Below are 15,881 nucleotides of genomic sequence, written 5' to 3'. Positions count from 1 at the left end.
CCCACGGGGGCACCATCCCGGCCCGGGCGACACCCACCGCGCCGGCGCCGAGTCGGCCTGCGACCGGCCGACGGCCGGCTCCCACCCCACCCCCGTCACACACCCGCACGGAACCGCGAAACCGAGAGAAACGGAATACATTGCCGAGGACAGCCAAGGGCATCGAAGTCGAGGGCACCGTCGTCGAGTGCCTGCGCAACGCGACCTTCAAGGTGACGCTCCAGAACGGGCACCACGCGCTCGCGCACATCAGCGGGAAGATCCGCAAGAACTACATCAAGATCCTCCCCGAGGACCGGGTGCTCGTGGAACTGAGCCCCTACGACCTGACCCGTGGCCGGATCGTCTACCGGTACCGCAACTAGCCAGTGCCCACCGGCCCGCGCCGGCCGGCACGCGTCCGGGAGCGGGGCTGGAGGACGGCCGGGCGGTCGGCGAAGATGAGGGGGCCGTCCCGGCCGAGCGAGCGAGGAGCGTTTCCGCAGATGTCCAGTTCCGGTTCCGCTTCCGCCTCCGGTTCCCCCACCGGTCCCGCCGGCGCCCCCCGCAGGAGACCGCCGACGATCGCCGACGTCGCCCGGGCCGCCTCCGTGTCGCCGACCACCGTGTCCCACGCCCTGAACGGGCTCGGCAAGGTGGACCCGCGGACCCGCGCGCGCATCAAGCAGACCGCCGCCGAGCTCGGCTACCGGCCCAACCTGCGCGCGCAGCGCCTGCGCAAGGGCCAGGCCAAGGCCATCGCCCTCGCCTCCTCGATGCCGTTCGCGGTGGCCGCCGGGCCCTCCCGGCTCGGCTTCTACATGGAGGTCGCCGCCGCCGCGGCCGAGCGGGCCATGGTGCACGGCTACGCGCTGGTCCTCGTCCCGCCCGTGCAGTCCGGCTCGCCGCTGCACTCCCTCGACATCGACGGCGCCATCGTGGTCGAGCCCGGCGAGGACGACCCGGCCGTCGCGCAGCTGCGCGAGCGCGGCCTGCCGTACGTGGCGCTGGGCCGCGAGGTGGCGCCCACGGACGCCCCCTGCGTGGACCTGCACGGCGGCCCCGTCACCACGCTGCTGCTGGAGCACCTGCGCGCCCAGGGGGCCCGCCGCCCGGCGCTCCTCATCGGCGCCGGTACGCGCCACTCCTCCGTCGACGCCCGCGCCGCGTACGAACGCGCCGCCGAGCAGGGGGGCTGGCCCCCCGTCGTCGCCACCGCCCCGGAGGAGGGCGGCGAGCAGGCCGGATACGAGGCCTGCGCCGCCTTGCTCGCCGCGCACCCGGAGACCGACGCCGTCTGCGCGCTCGTCGACGTCTTCGCGGTGGGCGCCGTCCGCGCGGTCCTCGACAGCGGCCGGCGGATCCCCGAGGACGTCCTGGTCGCCACCCGGTACGACGGGCCGCGCGCCCGCACCTGCGACCCGCCGCTCACCGCCGTCGACCTCCACCTGGACCGGGCGGCCGCCGACGCCGTGGAGCTGCTCCTCTCCCGCCTGCGCGCCGGGGACGGCGCCGTCGCCGAAGGATCCGCGGCGGCGCCGGCCCCCGAGCCCCGGGTGATCGCGCGGGCCTCCTCGCTGCGCGTCACGGAGCCAGGATGAGCACCAGGCCGGAGACGAGCGCGAACCCCAGCACCAGGGGGCGCATCCGCGCGGCGTCGATCCGGTGGTGCGCCAGCCGGCTCAGCCACGCCCCGACGGCGAGGGCCGGCAACAGCCCCACCGCCCAGCCCAGCTGGGCCGGCGTGCCCTGACCGGTCGCGAGGAGCAGCGCGAGCGAGACGACCTCGCCGACCAGGAAGCACAGGGCGACCGTGGAGCGCAGTTCCGCGGGCGGCCGGTGCTGGTACACCAGGGCCAGGGGCGGACCGCCCACCCCGGTGGCGGTCTCGGTGAGCCCCGTGACCACCCCCGCCCCCAGGTAGGCGGCCCGGCCGGGGACGAAGGCCGGCGCCGCCAGGCTCACGGCCGCCGCGAGGACGGTCGCCACGCCGACGACGAGGCCGAGCCGCTGCCCGGGCACCGCCCAGAGCAGCAGCAGCCCGCCGGGGGTCGCGGCGAGCCGCGCCGCGGAGATCCAGCCCGCGCCCCGCAGGTCGACCGCGTGCCGTTCGCGCCAGACCACGTACACGTTGAGCGGGATCATCGACGCGAGGACGAACACCGGGAGCAGCGAGGGGTCCAGCAGGCCGGCCACCGGGGCCACGACCAGGGCGAACCCGAGGCCGCTGGTCCCCTGGACGAACGCGGCGGCCGCCACGACCAGGGCGAGCAGCGTGATCGTCGTGCCGCTCACCGGGCCGCGCTCCTGGTCCGCGAGTCCGTCGAGGTGGGGTGGGCCCGGGTCACCGCGGCCCGTGCGACCACCTCCTCGGCCAGCTCGGCGGCCCGCTCGACGAGCGCGCGGTCGTCCCAGCCGACGGGCCGGCCCCGCCACATCCGCAGCCGGCCGGCCACGAACACGGCGGTGATCTGGTCGCGGTTGCCGCGCCGGACCAGTTCCCAGGGCAGGTCCCGGGACGTCCGCATCTCCGGGCCGCTGACGTCGACGAGCAGGAAGTCGGCGGCCGCCCCGGCGGCGATCCGGCCGGTGAGCGCCCCGAGGCCGACGGCGTCGGCGCCGCCCGGGCCGCCGCGCTCCAGCCAGGACCAGCCCGCGCCGCAGGAGGAGTCGCCGGTGGCCAGGCCGTAGACGAGGCGCTGGGCGGACTCGGCGGCCTCCACGAGGCGGAAGGCGTCGCCGCGGGTGCCGTCGGTGCCCAGACCGAAGCGGATGCCGCGCTCGGCCATGGTGGTCGCCGGGGCCACGGCATTGCCCTTCCACGCGCTGGCGACGGGGTTGTAGCTCACGGCGGCGCCCGTGTCGGCGAGCAGGGTGAGCTCGGCGGGGGTCACCAGGGTGGCGTGCGCGGCCAGCAACTGCGGTCCCAGCGCCCCGACGTCCCGCAGGTACTCCAGCGGGCGCAGGCCGTGCCGGACCAGGGAGCGCTCCACGGCGGCGAGGTGTTCGTTGACGTGGATCTGGACGACGGCGCCCGCTTCGGCGGCGAGCCGGGCGGTGTCCCGCAAGGTCTCGCCGGTCGCGGCCTCCGGGACGGAGACCGCCAGCGACGGGTGGACCAGAGCGGCGCCCTCGTACCGGGAGAGGTGCCGCTCGGCGGCGGCCAGCACCTCGGCGCGGTCCCTCCCCCCGGCCCCGGCGGGGTCGGGGGCGTCGTTGCAGACGAGGCCCAGGACGCAGCGGATCCCGGCGTCCCCGGCGGCCGAGGCCACGACACCGGCGTCCACCGGGGCCCGGGTACCGGCCTCGGCCACCGTGGTGAACCCGCCCCGCAGGGATTCCAGGGCCGCCAACTTCGCCGCGATGTAGGCGGATTCCTCGTCCAGGGCCCCTTCCAGGGGGACCCAGACGCGACGGAAGATCTCGGAGGGTTCGCCGAAGGCCAGGGCCGCGCCGAAGCTCTGCGTCAGGTGGTGGTGCGCGTCGACGAACCCGGGCATCAGCACGTGCCCGGGCAGCCGGACCGGCGTCAGACGGGGGTGCTCGCGCTCCAGCCGGGCGGCCGGCCCGACGGCCCGGAAGACGCCGTCGGCGACCACGGCCGCCTGCCCCTCCTTCGGCCCCTCGGGGGTCATCGTCACGGCGGGACAGAGGAGTCGGGGTCCGCCGGCCAGGTGGTGGGGGCCCAGGGGGGCGCCGGCGGGGGGCTCGTGTGTCATGGGGAGGGTGGTCATCTCGTCCTTCGGGTGCGGATCACGCATGGGGCAGGGGGCTGGGGCCGCCGGCGTCGGCGGGGGTGAGGGACGGCCGTCCGGCGCGGCCCCGGACCAGCCGGGGGCGTACGTGGTGGAAGAGGACGTTGAGGACGGCGGCGGTGAACGCCCCCACGGCCACGCCGCTTTCGAGCAGGATCCGCGCACCGGACGGCACGCCCGCGTAGACGCCGGGGACGAGGATCGGCAGCAGGCCCAGCGCGAGGGCGACGGCGCAGATGAACGCGTCGGAGTGCCGGTCGAGTCGGGCCCGGCCCAGCATCTGGATCCCGAGCACGGTGATGACCGCGAAGACCACCATGGCCGTGCCGCCGACGACGGCGGACGGGATGACGCTGATGGCGCGGATGACCGGAGCGAGGAAGCCGATGGCGATCAGGACGGCGCCGGCCGCCGCGGTGACGTAGCGGCTGCGCACCCCGGTGACCCGGACGATCCCGATGTTCTCGCCGCTGGTCACCATCAGCGGCAGTCCGAGGAACCCGGCGAGGACGGACACGAGGGCGTCACCGCGGATGGTCCGCGGGACGTCGGTCCGCACGTCGATCTCCTTGCCGACGGTCTCCGCGTTGATGACGGTCTGCCCGGTGGCCTCCGCCATGGAGGCCAGGCCGTACAGCATCAGCGGCAGCGCGGCGACCAGGTGGAACTCGGGCGTGCCGAACGGCATCAGCTGCGGGGCGCTCAGGATCCCGCCCTCGGTGACGCCGCCGAAGTCGACCCGGCCGAGCGCGAAGGCCAGCACACTGCCGGCGATCAGGCCCAGCATCACGGCCAGTTGCCGCAGGACCCCGCTGAACAGCCAGTACAGGGCGACGGTGAAGCCGATCGTGGCCAGGCCGAGGCCCAGGTTCACGGGGTCGGCGAAGCCGGGCCGGCCGGGGCGCCCGGTGACGAGCAGCGCGCCGACCTTCACCAGGTTGACGCCGACGATGACGATCATCGTGCCGATGACCAGGGCGGGGAAGAACTTCAGCAGCCGGGAGAAGACGGGCAGGACCACGAAGTAGAAGGCCGCGCTGATGATCACCGCTCCGGTGGCGGTGCGTACGCCGTGCTCCTCGGCTATGGCCAGGAAGAGGATCAGCGGGGCCCCGCCGGGCAGCATCACGAAGGGCAGCCGGGGCCCGAACTTCCAGGGGCCCAGCGACTGGATCAGGGAGCCGACCCCGGAGAGCACGAAGGCCGCCGAGAGCAGGTTCACGGTCAGCCGGGCGTCGAGGTGCAGGGTCGCGCTCATGAGGAAGATCGCCGAGACGGGCGTGGCCGCCATGACGAGGACGTGCTGGACACCGAACAGAAGGATCCGGCTCAGTGGGCGGGACTGGTCCACGGGGTGGGGGAGAGTGCGGGGACTGGACACGTTCGAGCTCCGTTCGGCTCGCTCCGGCTTCGGCCCCGGTCCGGCTGCGGGAAGCGCCGGATCACACGGGCCAAATCGATTTGGCCGCCAGTATGTGAGGGCTCTGAGGGCCCGTCAAGGGTTGCGGACGGATTGATTCCAGCGGCTCTGCGGGCCACCCCCGGCGGCGCCCGCCCCCGGACGTGGAAAGCCGCCTTCCCCGCCGGACCCACGGCCCGGCGGGGAAGACGGCCGCCCCAGGAGGGCCCCGGGCCGGCCTCGCGCGGCCCTCAGACCCCCGGTGGGGGGCTCAGCGGATCCGCTCCGCCGGAACCACGAGTTCCGACCCGTGGCCGTGAGCGCCGCGGCCGTGAGCACCCCGGCCGTCCGCCCCCCGGCCGTCCGCCCCCGGTCCGCCGCGGCGCGGTCGTGCCGCCGGCTCCGGCAGCCGCGCCAGCCTGCCGCTGACCATCGCCGCCGCACGGCCCACCGCGTCGCACAGCGGCGGGATCAGGTTCCCGTCCAGGGCGGTCACCGCCACGGCGGCCACCACCTGACCGGACGCCGACCGCACCGGAGCCGCCACGCACGACAGCGCGTCCACGCACCGCTCGTAGTCGAACGCGAGCCCCCGCTCGCGGACCGCGGCCACCTCGCGCGCCCAGGCGGCCGCCGTCCACCCCGCGGGCCGCCGCGGCACCGGCGCGGACGCCGCCAGGACCAGCTCGGCGGCGCTGCCCGGCGGCAGGACGACCCCGGAGCGCAGCGGGAAGACCTCGTCCACCTCGCCCCGCAGGCCCCCGACCACGATGATGTGTCCCGCTTCGGGCACCGACAGGCTCAGGCTCACCCCGCCGCCGGCGACCGCCGCGAGCTCCCGCAGCGGCCGCGCCGCCGCGGCCCGCAGCGCACGGGCCGGATGCCAGGCCTGCCCCAGCCGGAACGTGCGCGGGCCCAGCCGGTAACGCCCTTCGTGGCTCTGTACCGCGCCCAGCGCGACCAGCTGACCGAGCAGCCGGTGGGCGGTGGCCTTCGGCAGGGCGGCGTCGCTCGCCAGCCGGGTCAGCCCCACCTCGTCGTCGTGCGCGAGCACTTCCATCAACGCGAACGCGCCTTCCAGCACGCCGCGGCCCTCAGCGCCGGATCTCGCCATGAGGGTCCCCCTCTCATGCTGGGGCCATCGATCGGACGGCCCCGACAATTCCCCGTTCGAACCAGGTCAGTTGGGGTATCGGTATGGCTCCCCTCACCCACCGGTCCGTTGAATGGACCCGATCATTGCCCGCTCGCCGCGATCGCGCCACTGTTGGTGCGTCAAGGGACGGACCACCGGAACTCCTGCGGGAGTCGAGCGTCCGTCCGGTCACAGCAAACAGGGGAGGCACATATGAGCGCCATCAAGACGAGCGCGAAGCAGTTCAAGTACGTCATGGGTGCGATGACGGCGGTCTTCTTCTCCATGTGTTCCGCCAGCTGACGCACACCACGACGGGGGTGGGGGCGGCCGCCGCCCCCACCCCTTCGCCCTGTCCGACGTTCGAGGGAGGCATCAGTGCTGGAGACCGCTGTCCGGCAGGTGCGGGTGGCCACGGCCATGGTGTTCGGCCGACAGCTGAACGTACGGGCCGTGGAACGGCTGGTCGCGGACGCGCTCGCCACGCTGGAGGAGTTCGGCTCGCTCGGCGACGACGTCGATGAGCTGGCGGACGGCCCGTTCACCGATCCGGCCGAGCGCCGCGAGCTGCAGAACCGGGCGCTCCAGCGCACCGTGCGCCGGCTCGCGAAACGCTCGCCCTTCTACCGGGAACGCCTCGCCGGAACGGACCTGTCCGCCATCACGACCGAGACGCTCACCCGTATCCCCGTGACCCGCAAGGCCGACCTGATCGCGCGCCCCGACGACTTCCTCTGCAGCGCCCCCTACCTGGTGACGCAGACGACCGGCACCACCGGCGCCCCCGTCCAGATCTGGCTCTCCCGCTACGAGATGGAGCTGTGGCCCGCCCTGATCGCGCTGTCCCTGGTGCTCCGCGGCGACCTCGGCCCCGGCGACCGGATGCAGATCAACCTCAGCTCCCGGGCGACGGCCGCCGTACAGGAGGACGTCGAGGTGTGCCGCCTCGTCAACGCCGCCTGCCACGTCGTGGGCCAGATCCCGCCCGAGGAGTCCGTCGGCCACCTGCTCGGACGCGGCGGTCCGCAGCCGACGGTCCTCACCGGCAACCCCAGCTACCTCGGCCGGATGGTCACCGCCGCCCGCGAACGCGGCCACGGCCCGGACGACTTCGCGCTGCGCGCGGTCTACGGCGGCGGGGAGATCCTGTCGCGGAACCTGGCGGCCGCCCTCCGCGAGACCTTCGGCGCCGCCACCGTCGGCGACGCCTTCGGGATGACCGAGCTGCTGCCCGTCAGCGGCCGCCACTGCACCCACCACCACCTGCACCTCGACCCCAACATGGGCTACGTCGAGGTGCTCGACCCGGAGACCGGCGAGCCCGCCGGGCCCGGCCGCCTCGGCGAGCTGACGGTCACCCCGTACTTCCCCTACCGCGAGTGCATGCCCGTCCTGCGGTACAACACCGGCGACGTGGTCCGCACCCTGGAGGGCGAACCCGACTGCGAACTCGCCTCCGTCCCGGCGGTCTCCCACATCCTCGGCAAAGCCGGAGCGCTGCACCGCACCGCCCACGGCGTCGTCACCCCGCGCGACATCGTCGAGGCCCTGGACGGCACCCCCGGCCTGCCGTTCCCGCTGCGCCACCGGGCCGAGGTCACCGCCGCGGGACGGCTGCGCGTGGAGGTCGCCTCCAAGGACGTCGGCGCGGCCGAGGTGACCGGGCGGCTGCGGGCCGCGGGCATCGACGCCGACGTCACCGTCCTGCCGCTGGACGACGCGGACGCCGCCCTGCGCTTCCCGCTCCGCTGCGACCTGCTGGAGCACACCTTCACCCGGAGCCACGCATGACGGTCCTCTTCCAGCTCGCGGTCGGCTGCACCCTGGTGCTCGCGGTCTGCGCCGGCGCGGTCGGCTACTTCCGCACCGTCCGCACCGCCCGGCCGCCGGTCGGCGTCTTCAACGGCAGGGACATCTTCGTGATGATGGGCTTCGTCCTGGCGCTGCCGTACCTCTACCTCGCGCTGCCCGGCGCCGTCCTGCCGGTGGTGCTCGCGCTTGCCTTCGCCGGGGGCCTGTCCGTCGGCTACCAGCCCGTCATCGGCAACGGGAGGCTGCGCTGGGCGCTGATCGCCGCGCTGATCGCCGCCGTGCTCGGCGCCCACCTCGCCTTCGGCGACACCTCCGCGCCGTACTGGGTCGCCAACAGCTGCGTCGTCGGCCTGGTCGTGGTCTCCGCCACCAACATCAACGTGCAGGGCGGGATGCGGCTGCGGAACGTCGCCTGGTTCCTCCTCGCACTCACCGTCTACGACGCCTTCTTCGCCTGGGTCGTCCCCCTCACCGAGGAACTGTCGCAGGCCGTCCAGGGCCGGCCGTACGCCCCCGCGGCCGGGCTGCGCATCGGGGAGGACCTCGGCGCCGTGGTCGGCATGGGCGACCTGCTCGCGTACGCCCTGTTCACCACCGCCGCCTGCAAGGCCTACGGGAAGGCGGGACTGCGCACCGGGATCGCGCTGGTCGTGCTCTTCGGTGTCGTGGCCCCGGTCGCCGCCCTCCACCTCGTCGGCGCGGTCACCGGACACACCCCGGCGGTGATGCCCGCCCAGGTGTTCTTCGGCCCCGCCGCCTTCCTCGGCCACCTGTTCCTGCGCCGCCGAGGCCCGGAGCGGCGGATGGCCGAGATCGTCTTCCGCCGCGACCGGGCCGAAGGCCCGCGCCCACGTCCCACCCGCGCCGCACAGGCCCCGGCCACGGGCTGAGCCGGAGCCGGAGCCGATCATGAACGGGCTAGGGTGAGGCGATGACACGGGTACGGGAGATGGACGGGGCCGACATCGAGGCCGTCTCGGCGATCCGGGTCCGGGGGTGGCAGGCGGCGTACGCCGGCATGGTCCCCCGGGCCCACCTGGACGCGATGACGGTCGAGGACGACGCCGCCCGCCGGCGGGAGTGGTTCTCCCGGCCCGGCAGGACGGCACGCGACCTCGTGGCGGTCGGCGACGACGGCCCGGTGGGGTGGATCTGCTACGGGCCCCGCCAGGGCGGAACACCCGGGCCGGAGGGGACCGGCGAGGTCCACGCCCTGTACGTCGCCCCCGACCTCATCGGCACGGGCATCGGCCGCGCTCTCCTGGACGAGGCCCACGCCCGGATGCGCGGCGCGGGCTTCACGGCGGCGGCCCTGTGGGTCCTCGCCGGCAACGCCCGCGCGCGGCGCTTCTACGAACGGGCCGGCTACCGGCCCGACGGCGCGACCCAGGACGACGTCTACGAAGAGGTCACGCTCACCGAGCTCCGCTACGCGCGCCCGCTCTGAGCCCGGCGGCCGCCGGCGCGTTCCGGCCGCTTCGCGGGACGTCACCCGTGGCGGGACGCCCCCGCCTCCGGGCAGTGGCATCCTCGACGTATGGACGACGAGGCCGGACCCACCGGCGAGAGCACGGCCGCGGAGAAGCTCGCCCTGGCGAAGGTGGTCGCCAGGCTGCGCGCCGAGGTGGAGGACCTCGAAGCGGGAGCCGCCATGTCGGCCGTCCTGGAGCGGGCCAAGGGTGTGCTCATGGGACGCGAGGGCCTCGCCGAGGACGAGGCCGGCGAGCTCCTCCGACAGCGTGCCGAAAGCCGCCGCAGCACCCTCATCGAGGAGTGCTGGCTCGTCCTGGGCGGCGCCGGCCGCTCCCCGTACCCGCGGGCGCAGGGCGAGGCGGAGCCGGGGGAGACGTCCCCGGGAGGGGTGTTCCACAGCGGCAGGTACGCGCCGGACGACGCCGGGCAGCGCGCGCTCCTGGCCGCACTGGCCCGGACCCTGGCGACCACGGGGGGTCCCGGCGAGGTCGCCGAGCTGCTGCGGGCCGAGCTGGCCGGCTGCGCACGGGTGGACGCCGTCATGATCTACAACCGGGCGGCCGCGGGAAGCCTGGAACTGGCCGGACACGCCGGGATCGACCCCGCCACGGCCGAGCAGTGGAGCCACATCCCGCCGCTCGGCGGGATCGCGCCGCTGGAGGCCCTGACGACGCAGCGGCCCGTCTGGCTGGACGCCCGGCAGCGGGCCGCGGACGGCTACCCGCTCATCGGGGACCGGCCCGAACGGTGGCCCTCGCGCGCCTGGATCCCCGCCCCGGGGGCCCCCGCCACCACCGCCGTCGGGTTCTTCCGCAGCGAACCGGGGCCCTTCGACCACCGGACCCAGAACCTGCTGCGCCGGGTGGTCCGGCTCTGCGGAGGCGTACTCGGCCCGCCGCGGGCCGCGGGGCCGACGGAGCAGGAGCAGGACGTCGCGGCCGTGCAGCAGGTCTTCGACGTCCTGTCCGAACCGGCCGTGCTGCTCACGCCCCTGCGCGCCGCGGACGGCGCGGTGGAGGACTTCCGGATCGACGCGGCGGCCGGCGAATCGGTCGACGTGGCGGGCCGCCGCGGCAAGGAACTCGTCGGCCGCAGGATCCTGGAGACCTACCCCACCGTGGCCGAAACCCCCCTCTGGGACGGCTACCTGGACACCCTGGAAACGGGGACGGTCTACGAAGGACCCCCCTTCACCTACGAAGAGGTCGCCGCCGGCATCCCCCGCCAGTCCGTCTACTCCGTCCGCGCCTCCCGCCTGGGCGGCCGGCTGGTGGTCTCCTGGATCCGCCGCGACACCAGCGACCAGGAGGTCCGCCGGCTGGCCGACCTCCAGCGCCTCGGCGACCTCGGATGGGCGAGCTGGAACCTCACCACCGACACCATCACCTGGTCCGACCAGGTCTACACCGTCTTCCGCCGCGACCCCTCCCTCGGGCCCATGGCCCTGGAAGAGCTCCCCGCGCACGTGGTGCCGGACGACCTGCCGGGACTCGGCCGGGCCGTGCGGCGGCTGCTCGAAGACGGCGACGCCATCGACCAGCCCTTCCGCATCACCACCGGCCACGGGGTGCGCCACCTGAGGATCGTCGCCGAGGCGAGCGTCGACATGGACGGCACACCGGTCGAGGTGCACGGCTTCGTCCAGGACGTCACGACCCTGCGCGACACCGAGATCGCCCTGCGCGAGAGCGAACGGGCGAACCTCGTCCAGCGGGGCATGCTCCGGGCCGAACGCTCCCTGGCCGCCCGGCTCCAGGAGACGCTGCTCCCCATCCCCGAACAGTCCCTGGACCTCGCCGGCCTGCGCGTGGACGTCGCCTACCTGCCCGCCGACGCCGGAGTGAACGTCGGCGGCGACTGGTACAGCGCCATCCCGCTCCCCGACGGCGGAGCCCTCTTCGTCGTCGGGGACGTCGCCGGACACGGGCTGGCCGCCGTCGGCACGATGGCCCAACTCCGCTTCACCGCCAAGGGCATGGCCGTCACCGGCTCGGCCCTCCCCGACGTCCTGGGCCGGCTCAACGCGCTCCTGCTCCACACGGCCGAGGACACGTCCGCCGCGGCCACCGCGACCATGGTGATGGCCCGCTACGAACCGGCCGGACACCGGCTGAGCTGGGTGCGCGCCGGACACCTCCCGCCCCTGCTGATCCGCGACGGCGAAGCCCGCTACCTCCCCCAGCCCCACGGGAGCCTCCTCGGCGCCGCCGCCGATGCCGTGTACCGGCAGGACGTGGTCGACCTGCTGCCGGGGGACCACCTCCTGCTCTACACCGACGGCCTCGTCGAAGACCCCGGCGTGGACATCGAGGAGGGGTTCACCGCACTCGCCGCCGCCGCGGCCCGCCTCGTGCGCGAGGGGAGGACCGAAACCCTCGCCCGCACCCTGGCGGCGGGCCGGCCCCACCACCGCGACGACATCTGCGTCCTGGACATCCATCTGCCGCTCCCGCGCTGACGCCCGGGCCGGGAGGTTGCCATCCTCGGTCCCCGCACCCCAGGATGGCCGGATCACGCGTACGCGCCGCGCCCAGGGGTACGAGAGTCCTGGCATGGAGGGGGCCCGTACCGGGTGTCGAGAACAGGGAGAGCGGTGTGAGGACGAGTGTGATCGCCAAGGTGGTTCCGGTGTTGCTGCTGACGGGGCTGTTCCTGGCCCCGCTGCCCGCGAACGCCGCGGACGCCCTGAACCACCGGGCCGGCCCGGCCCGCAGCGCGGCGGCGGCCGCCGCCCCGGCCGGAGCGACGGCCGGATCCGTCCGGGAGGCCGGCGCCCGGGCCGCCCAGCCCTACGCCGAGACCGTGGCGAAGGACGGGAAGAAGAAGTCCAAGTCCAAGAAGAAGAAGGGCTTCCTCGGGAAGCTGGGCACCGCCGCGCTGGTCGTGGGCGTCGTGGTCCTCCTGCTGGTCGTGGCCGCCGTCATAGCCCTCGTCCTCATGCTCGGCCGCCGCCGGCGGCGCGCCTGACGCTCAGGGGCGGGCGGCGGTGATCACGTAGTAGTCGAGGAGGCCCCGCTCCCAGGCGAGCAGGAAGTTCCTCGGCCAGGTGCCCGGCTCCCACTGCGCGGACAGCCAGTGGTCCCAGCCGGGCCAGACCGAGGAGCCGATGGACTCGCAGCGCACCTCCGCCAGCCCCGCCCCGGCCAGGGCGTCGGTGAGTTCGGAGGGCGGACGGGCGATGTCCAGCCCCTTCGCGAAGGTGTCGAGCAGCTCCGCCAGCCGTGGGGCGGCACCCGGGTCCGCGGCGAAGAAGCTGGTCACGGCCGCCCTGCCGCCGGGCCGCAGGACCCGGGCCGTCTCGGCGGCGAAGGCGGCCAGGTCGTCGAAGTGCTGGGCGGCCTCGACGCTGTAGACGCAGTCGAACGCGCCGTCCCCGAACGGCATGTCCTCGGCGGCCCCGCGCACCAGCCGCAGCCGCTCGGGCCCGGCCCCGTCCAGCAGACCGGCGTTCGCCCGGCGGGCCCGCTCCAGCTGCTGGGGGTGGATGTCCATGCCGGTGACCCGGGCCGGACCGTACTCCGCCACGGCCAGGGCGCACCCGACGCCCAGCCCGCAGCCGACCTCCAGCAGCTGCCCGCCGCCGAGGGGACCGGCGGTGTCCAGCACGCGCCTGTACAGGTCCTGCTGACTGCGGATCCGGTCCTCCACCGTGGGCCGGCCGTCGAGGTCGCCCGGCCGCCAGTGGCCGAAGTTGATGAACCCGCCCGCGAAGACGGGTACGGAGCTGAGATCGGCGGGACCGTACGTCTCCCGTACGGTCGCCCGCATGCCGCCGGGCCGGTCGGCTTGGGTCATGTGCGCACCTCCGCACCCAGTGTGGCCGCAGTGTGACGGTCTGTCGACGGTGCCCCGGCGCGTCCGGCGTAGGCTGGGACCCGCCCCGCCGCCCACCCACGGGAACCACCAGCACCATGCCGCACACCGGTCCGCAGTCCCTCGACCGCGCGCTGGCCCTGGTCGACGCCGTGGCCGAGGCGCCCGGCCCGGTCAGCGCCAAGGCGCTGGCCCGCCTCGCGGGCTGCTCCCTGTCCACCGCGTACCACCTCCTGGGCCCGCTCACCGAGCGCGGCTACCTGGTGCGCACGCCACAGGGGTACGCGCTGGGGCCCGCCCTGCCGCGGCTGCACCGCAGCTTCCTGCACCAGCTGGCCCCGGCCCCGGGCATGGCCGACCGGCTCGCCCGGCTGCGGCGGGCGACCGGCGGCGAGGCGTACTACACGGCCTACCGGGGCGGGGTGATCACCGTGGTGGACACCACGGCCCCCGTGACCGACACCGGCAACCCGTTCGCGCCCGGCCGCGAGACCCGCGCGCACGCCACCGCCCACGGCAAGGCGCTCCTCGCCCGGCTGACCCCGCGCGCGCGGCGGCGCTACCTCGCCGAGCACGGGATGGCCCGTCTGACCCCGGCGACCATCACGAGCGCGGAGGCCCTGGAGGCGGAGCTGCTGCGGGTGCGGGCGGCGGGCTTCGCGGTGTCCGTGGGGGAGGCGGACCCGGCATGGACCTGCCTGGGCGTCGCCCTGCCCCGGACGGGGACGGCGGAGCACCCGGACGCCGTGCACGCGCTGTCGGTGTCGGTGCCCACCGAGGAGTTCCGCCGGCGCCCGGACGCGATCCGCGCCGCCCTCGCGGAGGCGGCCGCGGGCCGCACCTGAGGGGCCGTACCCCCCGGGGACCGCAGCGGCCGACCGCCCCGCCCGACCACCTCGCCCGGCCGCGATTCCGGCTCTGCCGGAATGGCGGGCGTCGGGCGTGCGCGCGGGCCGTCCCGCGTGCCAGGCTGGTCGCATGATCTTCATCGCCGTCAGGTTCGACGTCCGCGCCGAGTACAGCGACGACTGGCTCACCCTCGTCGACGACTTCACCCGCGCCACCCGGTCCGAGCCGGGCAACCTCTTCTACGACTGGTCCCGCAGCGTGGACGACCCGAACAAGTACACCCTGCTGGAGGCCTTCACCGACGCCGAGGCGGGCGCCGCGCACGTCGCCTCCGACCACTTCAAGGCCGGTATGGAGACCCTGGCCGGAGCCATCGCCACCACCCCGGAGATCATCCACGTGGAGGTCCCCGGCCAGGGCTGGAGCGCCATGGCCGAACTGTCTCCCCGCGACTGACCCGGCCCCCGGGCGCGCACCGGTACGAGATCGGGACACCGCCGTCACGTCGCGGGGATGGACCCCGGGGCCCTCTGGCCGAAAACTGTCGGGCAGGAGCAGCCCGACCACAGGGGGATCGCAGGCCATGAGCGACGGCAGAGGTGGACCGGACGTTCCCCGTCCGGAGAACGACGCGTCGGTCCCGTCCCACGGGACCACCCCGCACCCCGGCGGAGGATTCACCGACCCGCCCCCGGGCGGCGACGGCATCATCGTCCAGGGCGGCCGCACGGCTCCCGGCTCGAACGACCCGCGGGCGATCGGCCCGAAGCAGGACGACCCGCGGGCGATCGGCCCGAAGCAGGACGACCCGCGGGCGATCGGCCCGAAGCAGGACGACCCGCGGGCGATCGGCCCCAAGCAGGACGACCCGCGCGCCATCGGTCCCAAGCAGGACGACCCCCGGTCGGTCCGCAACGGGATCATCGTGCAGGGCGGCCGGACCGGGCACCCGGACACGAAGGCGCGTCAGAAGCGGGCCAAGAAGAAGACGAAGACCATGATGCTGGTCATCGGCGGCGTCATGGTCCTGGCCCTGGGCGGCTTCTTCGTGGGCAGCCGGCTGGGTCACGACCCGGCCGCCCTCCAGCCCCAGGCGGCCGCCACGCCCACCACCGCCGCCTCGGCCGGCGCGCCCGGCGGAGCTCCGTCCACCACCTCCGACGGCGCCGCCCCGGCGCCCGCGGCCGACCCGAGCACCCCGGCCACGGAGGCGCCGGCCCCACCGAAGCCGGCCCCCTCCGGCCCGCCCGCACGGAGCGGCGGCAGCCCCTCGCCGGGCCGTCCGGCGCCGTCGGCGCCGCCGCAGCGGTCGAGCCCGCCCGCCCCGGCCGCCGAACCGGTGCTGTCGCTGCGTCCGACCGCCGTCCGGGAGTTCTGCGCGAACGGGGAATGGCCGGCCACCCTGCTCGTCCGCAACGGCGGCGGCGGGGAACTCGCCTGGTCGCTCGGGCCGCTCCCCTCCGGCGTCACCGCCAGTGCCTCCGGCGGGACCCTCGCCGCCGGCGCCTCGCAGGAGGTCACGCTCGGCGGCCGGACCGAGCAGCAGCCGCCGGGAGGCCGGTTCACGATCGCCTTCTCCGGCAACGGCGGCACCGGCCGGGTGACCGTCACCTGCGCCTGACCCGGCAGCACCCGCGCCCCTCCCTCCCCCCGGAGGGCAGGGGCG

The 15,881-nt window shown here is 75.2% G+C and carries 15 protein-coding genes; 10 read left to right on the top strand and 5 right to left on the bottom strand.

All coding sequences use genetic code 11. From position 1 onward, the window contains the following. Window positions 1-140 precede the first annotated feature (140 nt). Together infA and ACZ5NJ_RS21300 are read left to right on the top strand one after the other, a co-directional pair. The gene (infA, locus tag ACZ5NJ_RS21305; protein ID WP_468766645.1) at window positions 141-365 is read left to right on the top strand and encodes a translation initiation factor IF-1; all 225 of its coding nucleotides are present in this window, start codon (window positions 141-143) and stop codon (window positions 363-365) included. Window positions 366-485: 120 nt separating this feature from the next. After that, window positions 486-1,580: a substrate-binding domain-containing protein gene (locus ACZ5NJ_RS21300; RefSeq protein ID WP_468766644.1), complete on the top strand. Its 1,095-nt coding sequence runs from the start codon at window positions 486-488 to the stop codon at window positions 1,578-1,580. Here the strand turns inward: ACZ5NJ_RS21300 and ACZ5NJ_RS21295 are convergent. The 4 genes from ACZ5NJ_RS21295 to ACZ5NJ_RS21280 form a co-directional block, all read right to left on the bottom strand. After that, complete coding sequence (locus ACZ5NJ_RS21295) at window positions 1,564-2,274, bottom strand: sulfite exporter TauE/SafE family protein (protein ID WP_468766643.1); 711 nt, start codon at window positions 2,272-2,274, stop codon at window positions 1,564-1,566. The genes ACZ5NJ_RS21300 and ACZ5NJ_RS21295 overlap by 17 nt on opposite strands. After that, window positions 2,271-3,698, bottom strand: a complete 1,428-nt coding sequence (locus ACZ5NJ_RS21290) for an amidohydrolase family protein (RefSeq protein WP_468766642.1) — start codon at window positions 3,696-3,698, stop codon at window positions 2,271-2,273. Before ACZ5NJ_RS21290 ends, ACZ5NJ_RS21295 begins: the two co-directional genes overlap by 4 nt. A gap of 34 nt (window positions 3,699-3,732) precedes the next feature. Further along, window positions 3,733-5,115, bottom strand: coding sequence for a uracil-xanthine permease family protein (locus ACZ5NJ_RS21285; RefSeq protein WP_468766641.1), 1,383 nt, complete (start codon window positions 5,113-5,115; stop codon window positions 3,733-3,735). A gap of 289 nt (window positions 5,116-5,404) precedes the next feature. Continuing rightward, window positions 5,405-6,247, bottom strand: coding sequence for a helix-turn-helix domain-containing protein (locus tag ACZ5NJ_RS21280; RefSeq protein WP_468766639.1), 843 nt, complete (start codon window positions 6,245-6,247; stop codon window positions 5,405-5,407). 399 nt (window positions 6,248-6,646) lie between these two features. Here ACZ5NJ_RS21280 and ACZ5NJ_RS21275 point away from each other — a divergent pair, with 399 nt between their 5' ends. The 5 genes from ACZ5NJ_RS21275 (at window position 6,647) to ACZ5NJ_RS21255 (ending at window position 12,520) form a co-directional block, all read left to right on the top strand. Then, window positions 6,647-8,059 carry a phenylacetate--CoA ligase family protein gene (locus ACZ5NJ_RS21275; RefSeq protein WP_468766638.1) on the top strand — a complete coding sequence of 471 codons (1,413 nt, stop codon included), beginning with the start codon at window positions 6,647-6,649 and terminating at the stop codon, window positions 8,057-8,059. Beyond that, window positions 8,056-8,970 carry a hypothetical protein gene (locus tag ACZ5NJ_RS21270; protein WP_468766637.1) on the top strand — a complete coding sequence of 305 codons (915 nt, stop codon included), beginning with the start codon at window positions 8,056-8,058 and terminating at the stop codon, window positions 8,968-8,970. The genes ACZ5NJ_RS21275 and ACZ5NJ_RS21270 overlap by 4 nt, the downstream gene beginning before the upstream one ends. Before the next feature lie 41 nt (window positions 8,971-9,011). Further along, the gene (locus ACZ5NJ_RS21265) at window positions 9,012-9,527 is read left to right on the top strand and encodes a GNAT family N-acetyltransferase (RefSeq protein WP_468766636.1); all 516 of its coding nucleotides are present in this window, start codon (window positions 9,012-9,014) and stop codon (window positions 9,525-9,527) included. A gap of 90 nt (window positions 9,528-9,617) precedes the next feature. Beyond that, complete coding sequence (locus ACZ5NJ_RS21260; protein WP_468766635.1) at window positions 9,618-12,011, top strand: PP2C family protein-serine/threonine phosphatase; 2,394 nt, start codon at window positions 9,618-9,620, stop codon at window positions 12,009-12,011. A 137-nt stretch (window positions 12,012-12,148) separates the two neighbouring features. Then, a complete protein-coding gene (locus ACZ5NJ_RS21255; protein ID WP_468766634.1) occupies window positions 12,149-12,520 on the top strand; it encodes a hypothetical protein in 372 nt (123 codons plus the stop codon). A gap of 3 nt (window positions 12,521-12,523) precedes the next feature. On the opposite strand, the gene ACZ5NJ_RS21250 is transcribed toward ACZ5NJ_RS21255, so the two are convergent. Next, window positions 12,524-13,348: a class I SAM-dependent methyltransferase gene (locus tag ACZ5NJ_RS21250; protein WP_468766632.1), complete on the bottom strand. Its 825-nt coding sequence runs from the start codon at window positions 13,346-13,348 to the stop codon at window positions 12,524-12,526. A gap of 116 nt (window positions 13,349-13,464) precedes the next feature. On the opposite strand from ACZ5NJ_RS21250, the gene ACZ5NJ_RS21245 reads away from it, so the two are divergent. From ACZ5NJ_RS21245 to ACZ5NJ_RS21235, 3 genes are all read left to right on the top strand, one after another. Continuing rightward, window positions 13,465-14,211 (top strand): IclR family transcriptional regulator, encoded by a 747-nt coding sequence (locus tag ACZ5NJ_RS21245; protein ID WP_468766631.1) that lies wholly within the window; start codon window positions 13,465-13,467, stop codon window positions 14,209-14,211. Window positions 14,212-14,344: 133 nt separating this feature from the next. Beyond that, a complete protein-coding gene (locus tag ACZ5NJ_RS21240; RefSeq protein ID WP_468766630.1) occupies window positions 14,345-14,671 on the top strand; it encodes a putative quinol monooxygenase in 327 nt (108 codons plus the stop codon). 127 nt (window positions 14,672-14,798) lie between these two features. After that, on the top strand, window positions 14,799-15,836 hold the full coding sequence (locus tag ACZ5NJ_RS21235) for a hypothetical protein (protein ID WP_468766629.1): 1,038 nt from the start codon (window positions 14,799-14,801) through the stop codon (window positions 15,834-15,836). The last annotated feature ends 45 nt before the right edge of the window (window positions 15,837-15,881 follow it).

The sequence above is a fragment of the Streptomyces sp. NPDC032091 genome (assembly GCF_055580265.1).
Note: the sequence above shows the minus strand (reverse complement) of the source record. Positions and strands in the feature narration are given on the sequence as shown.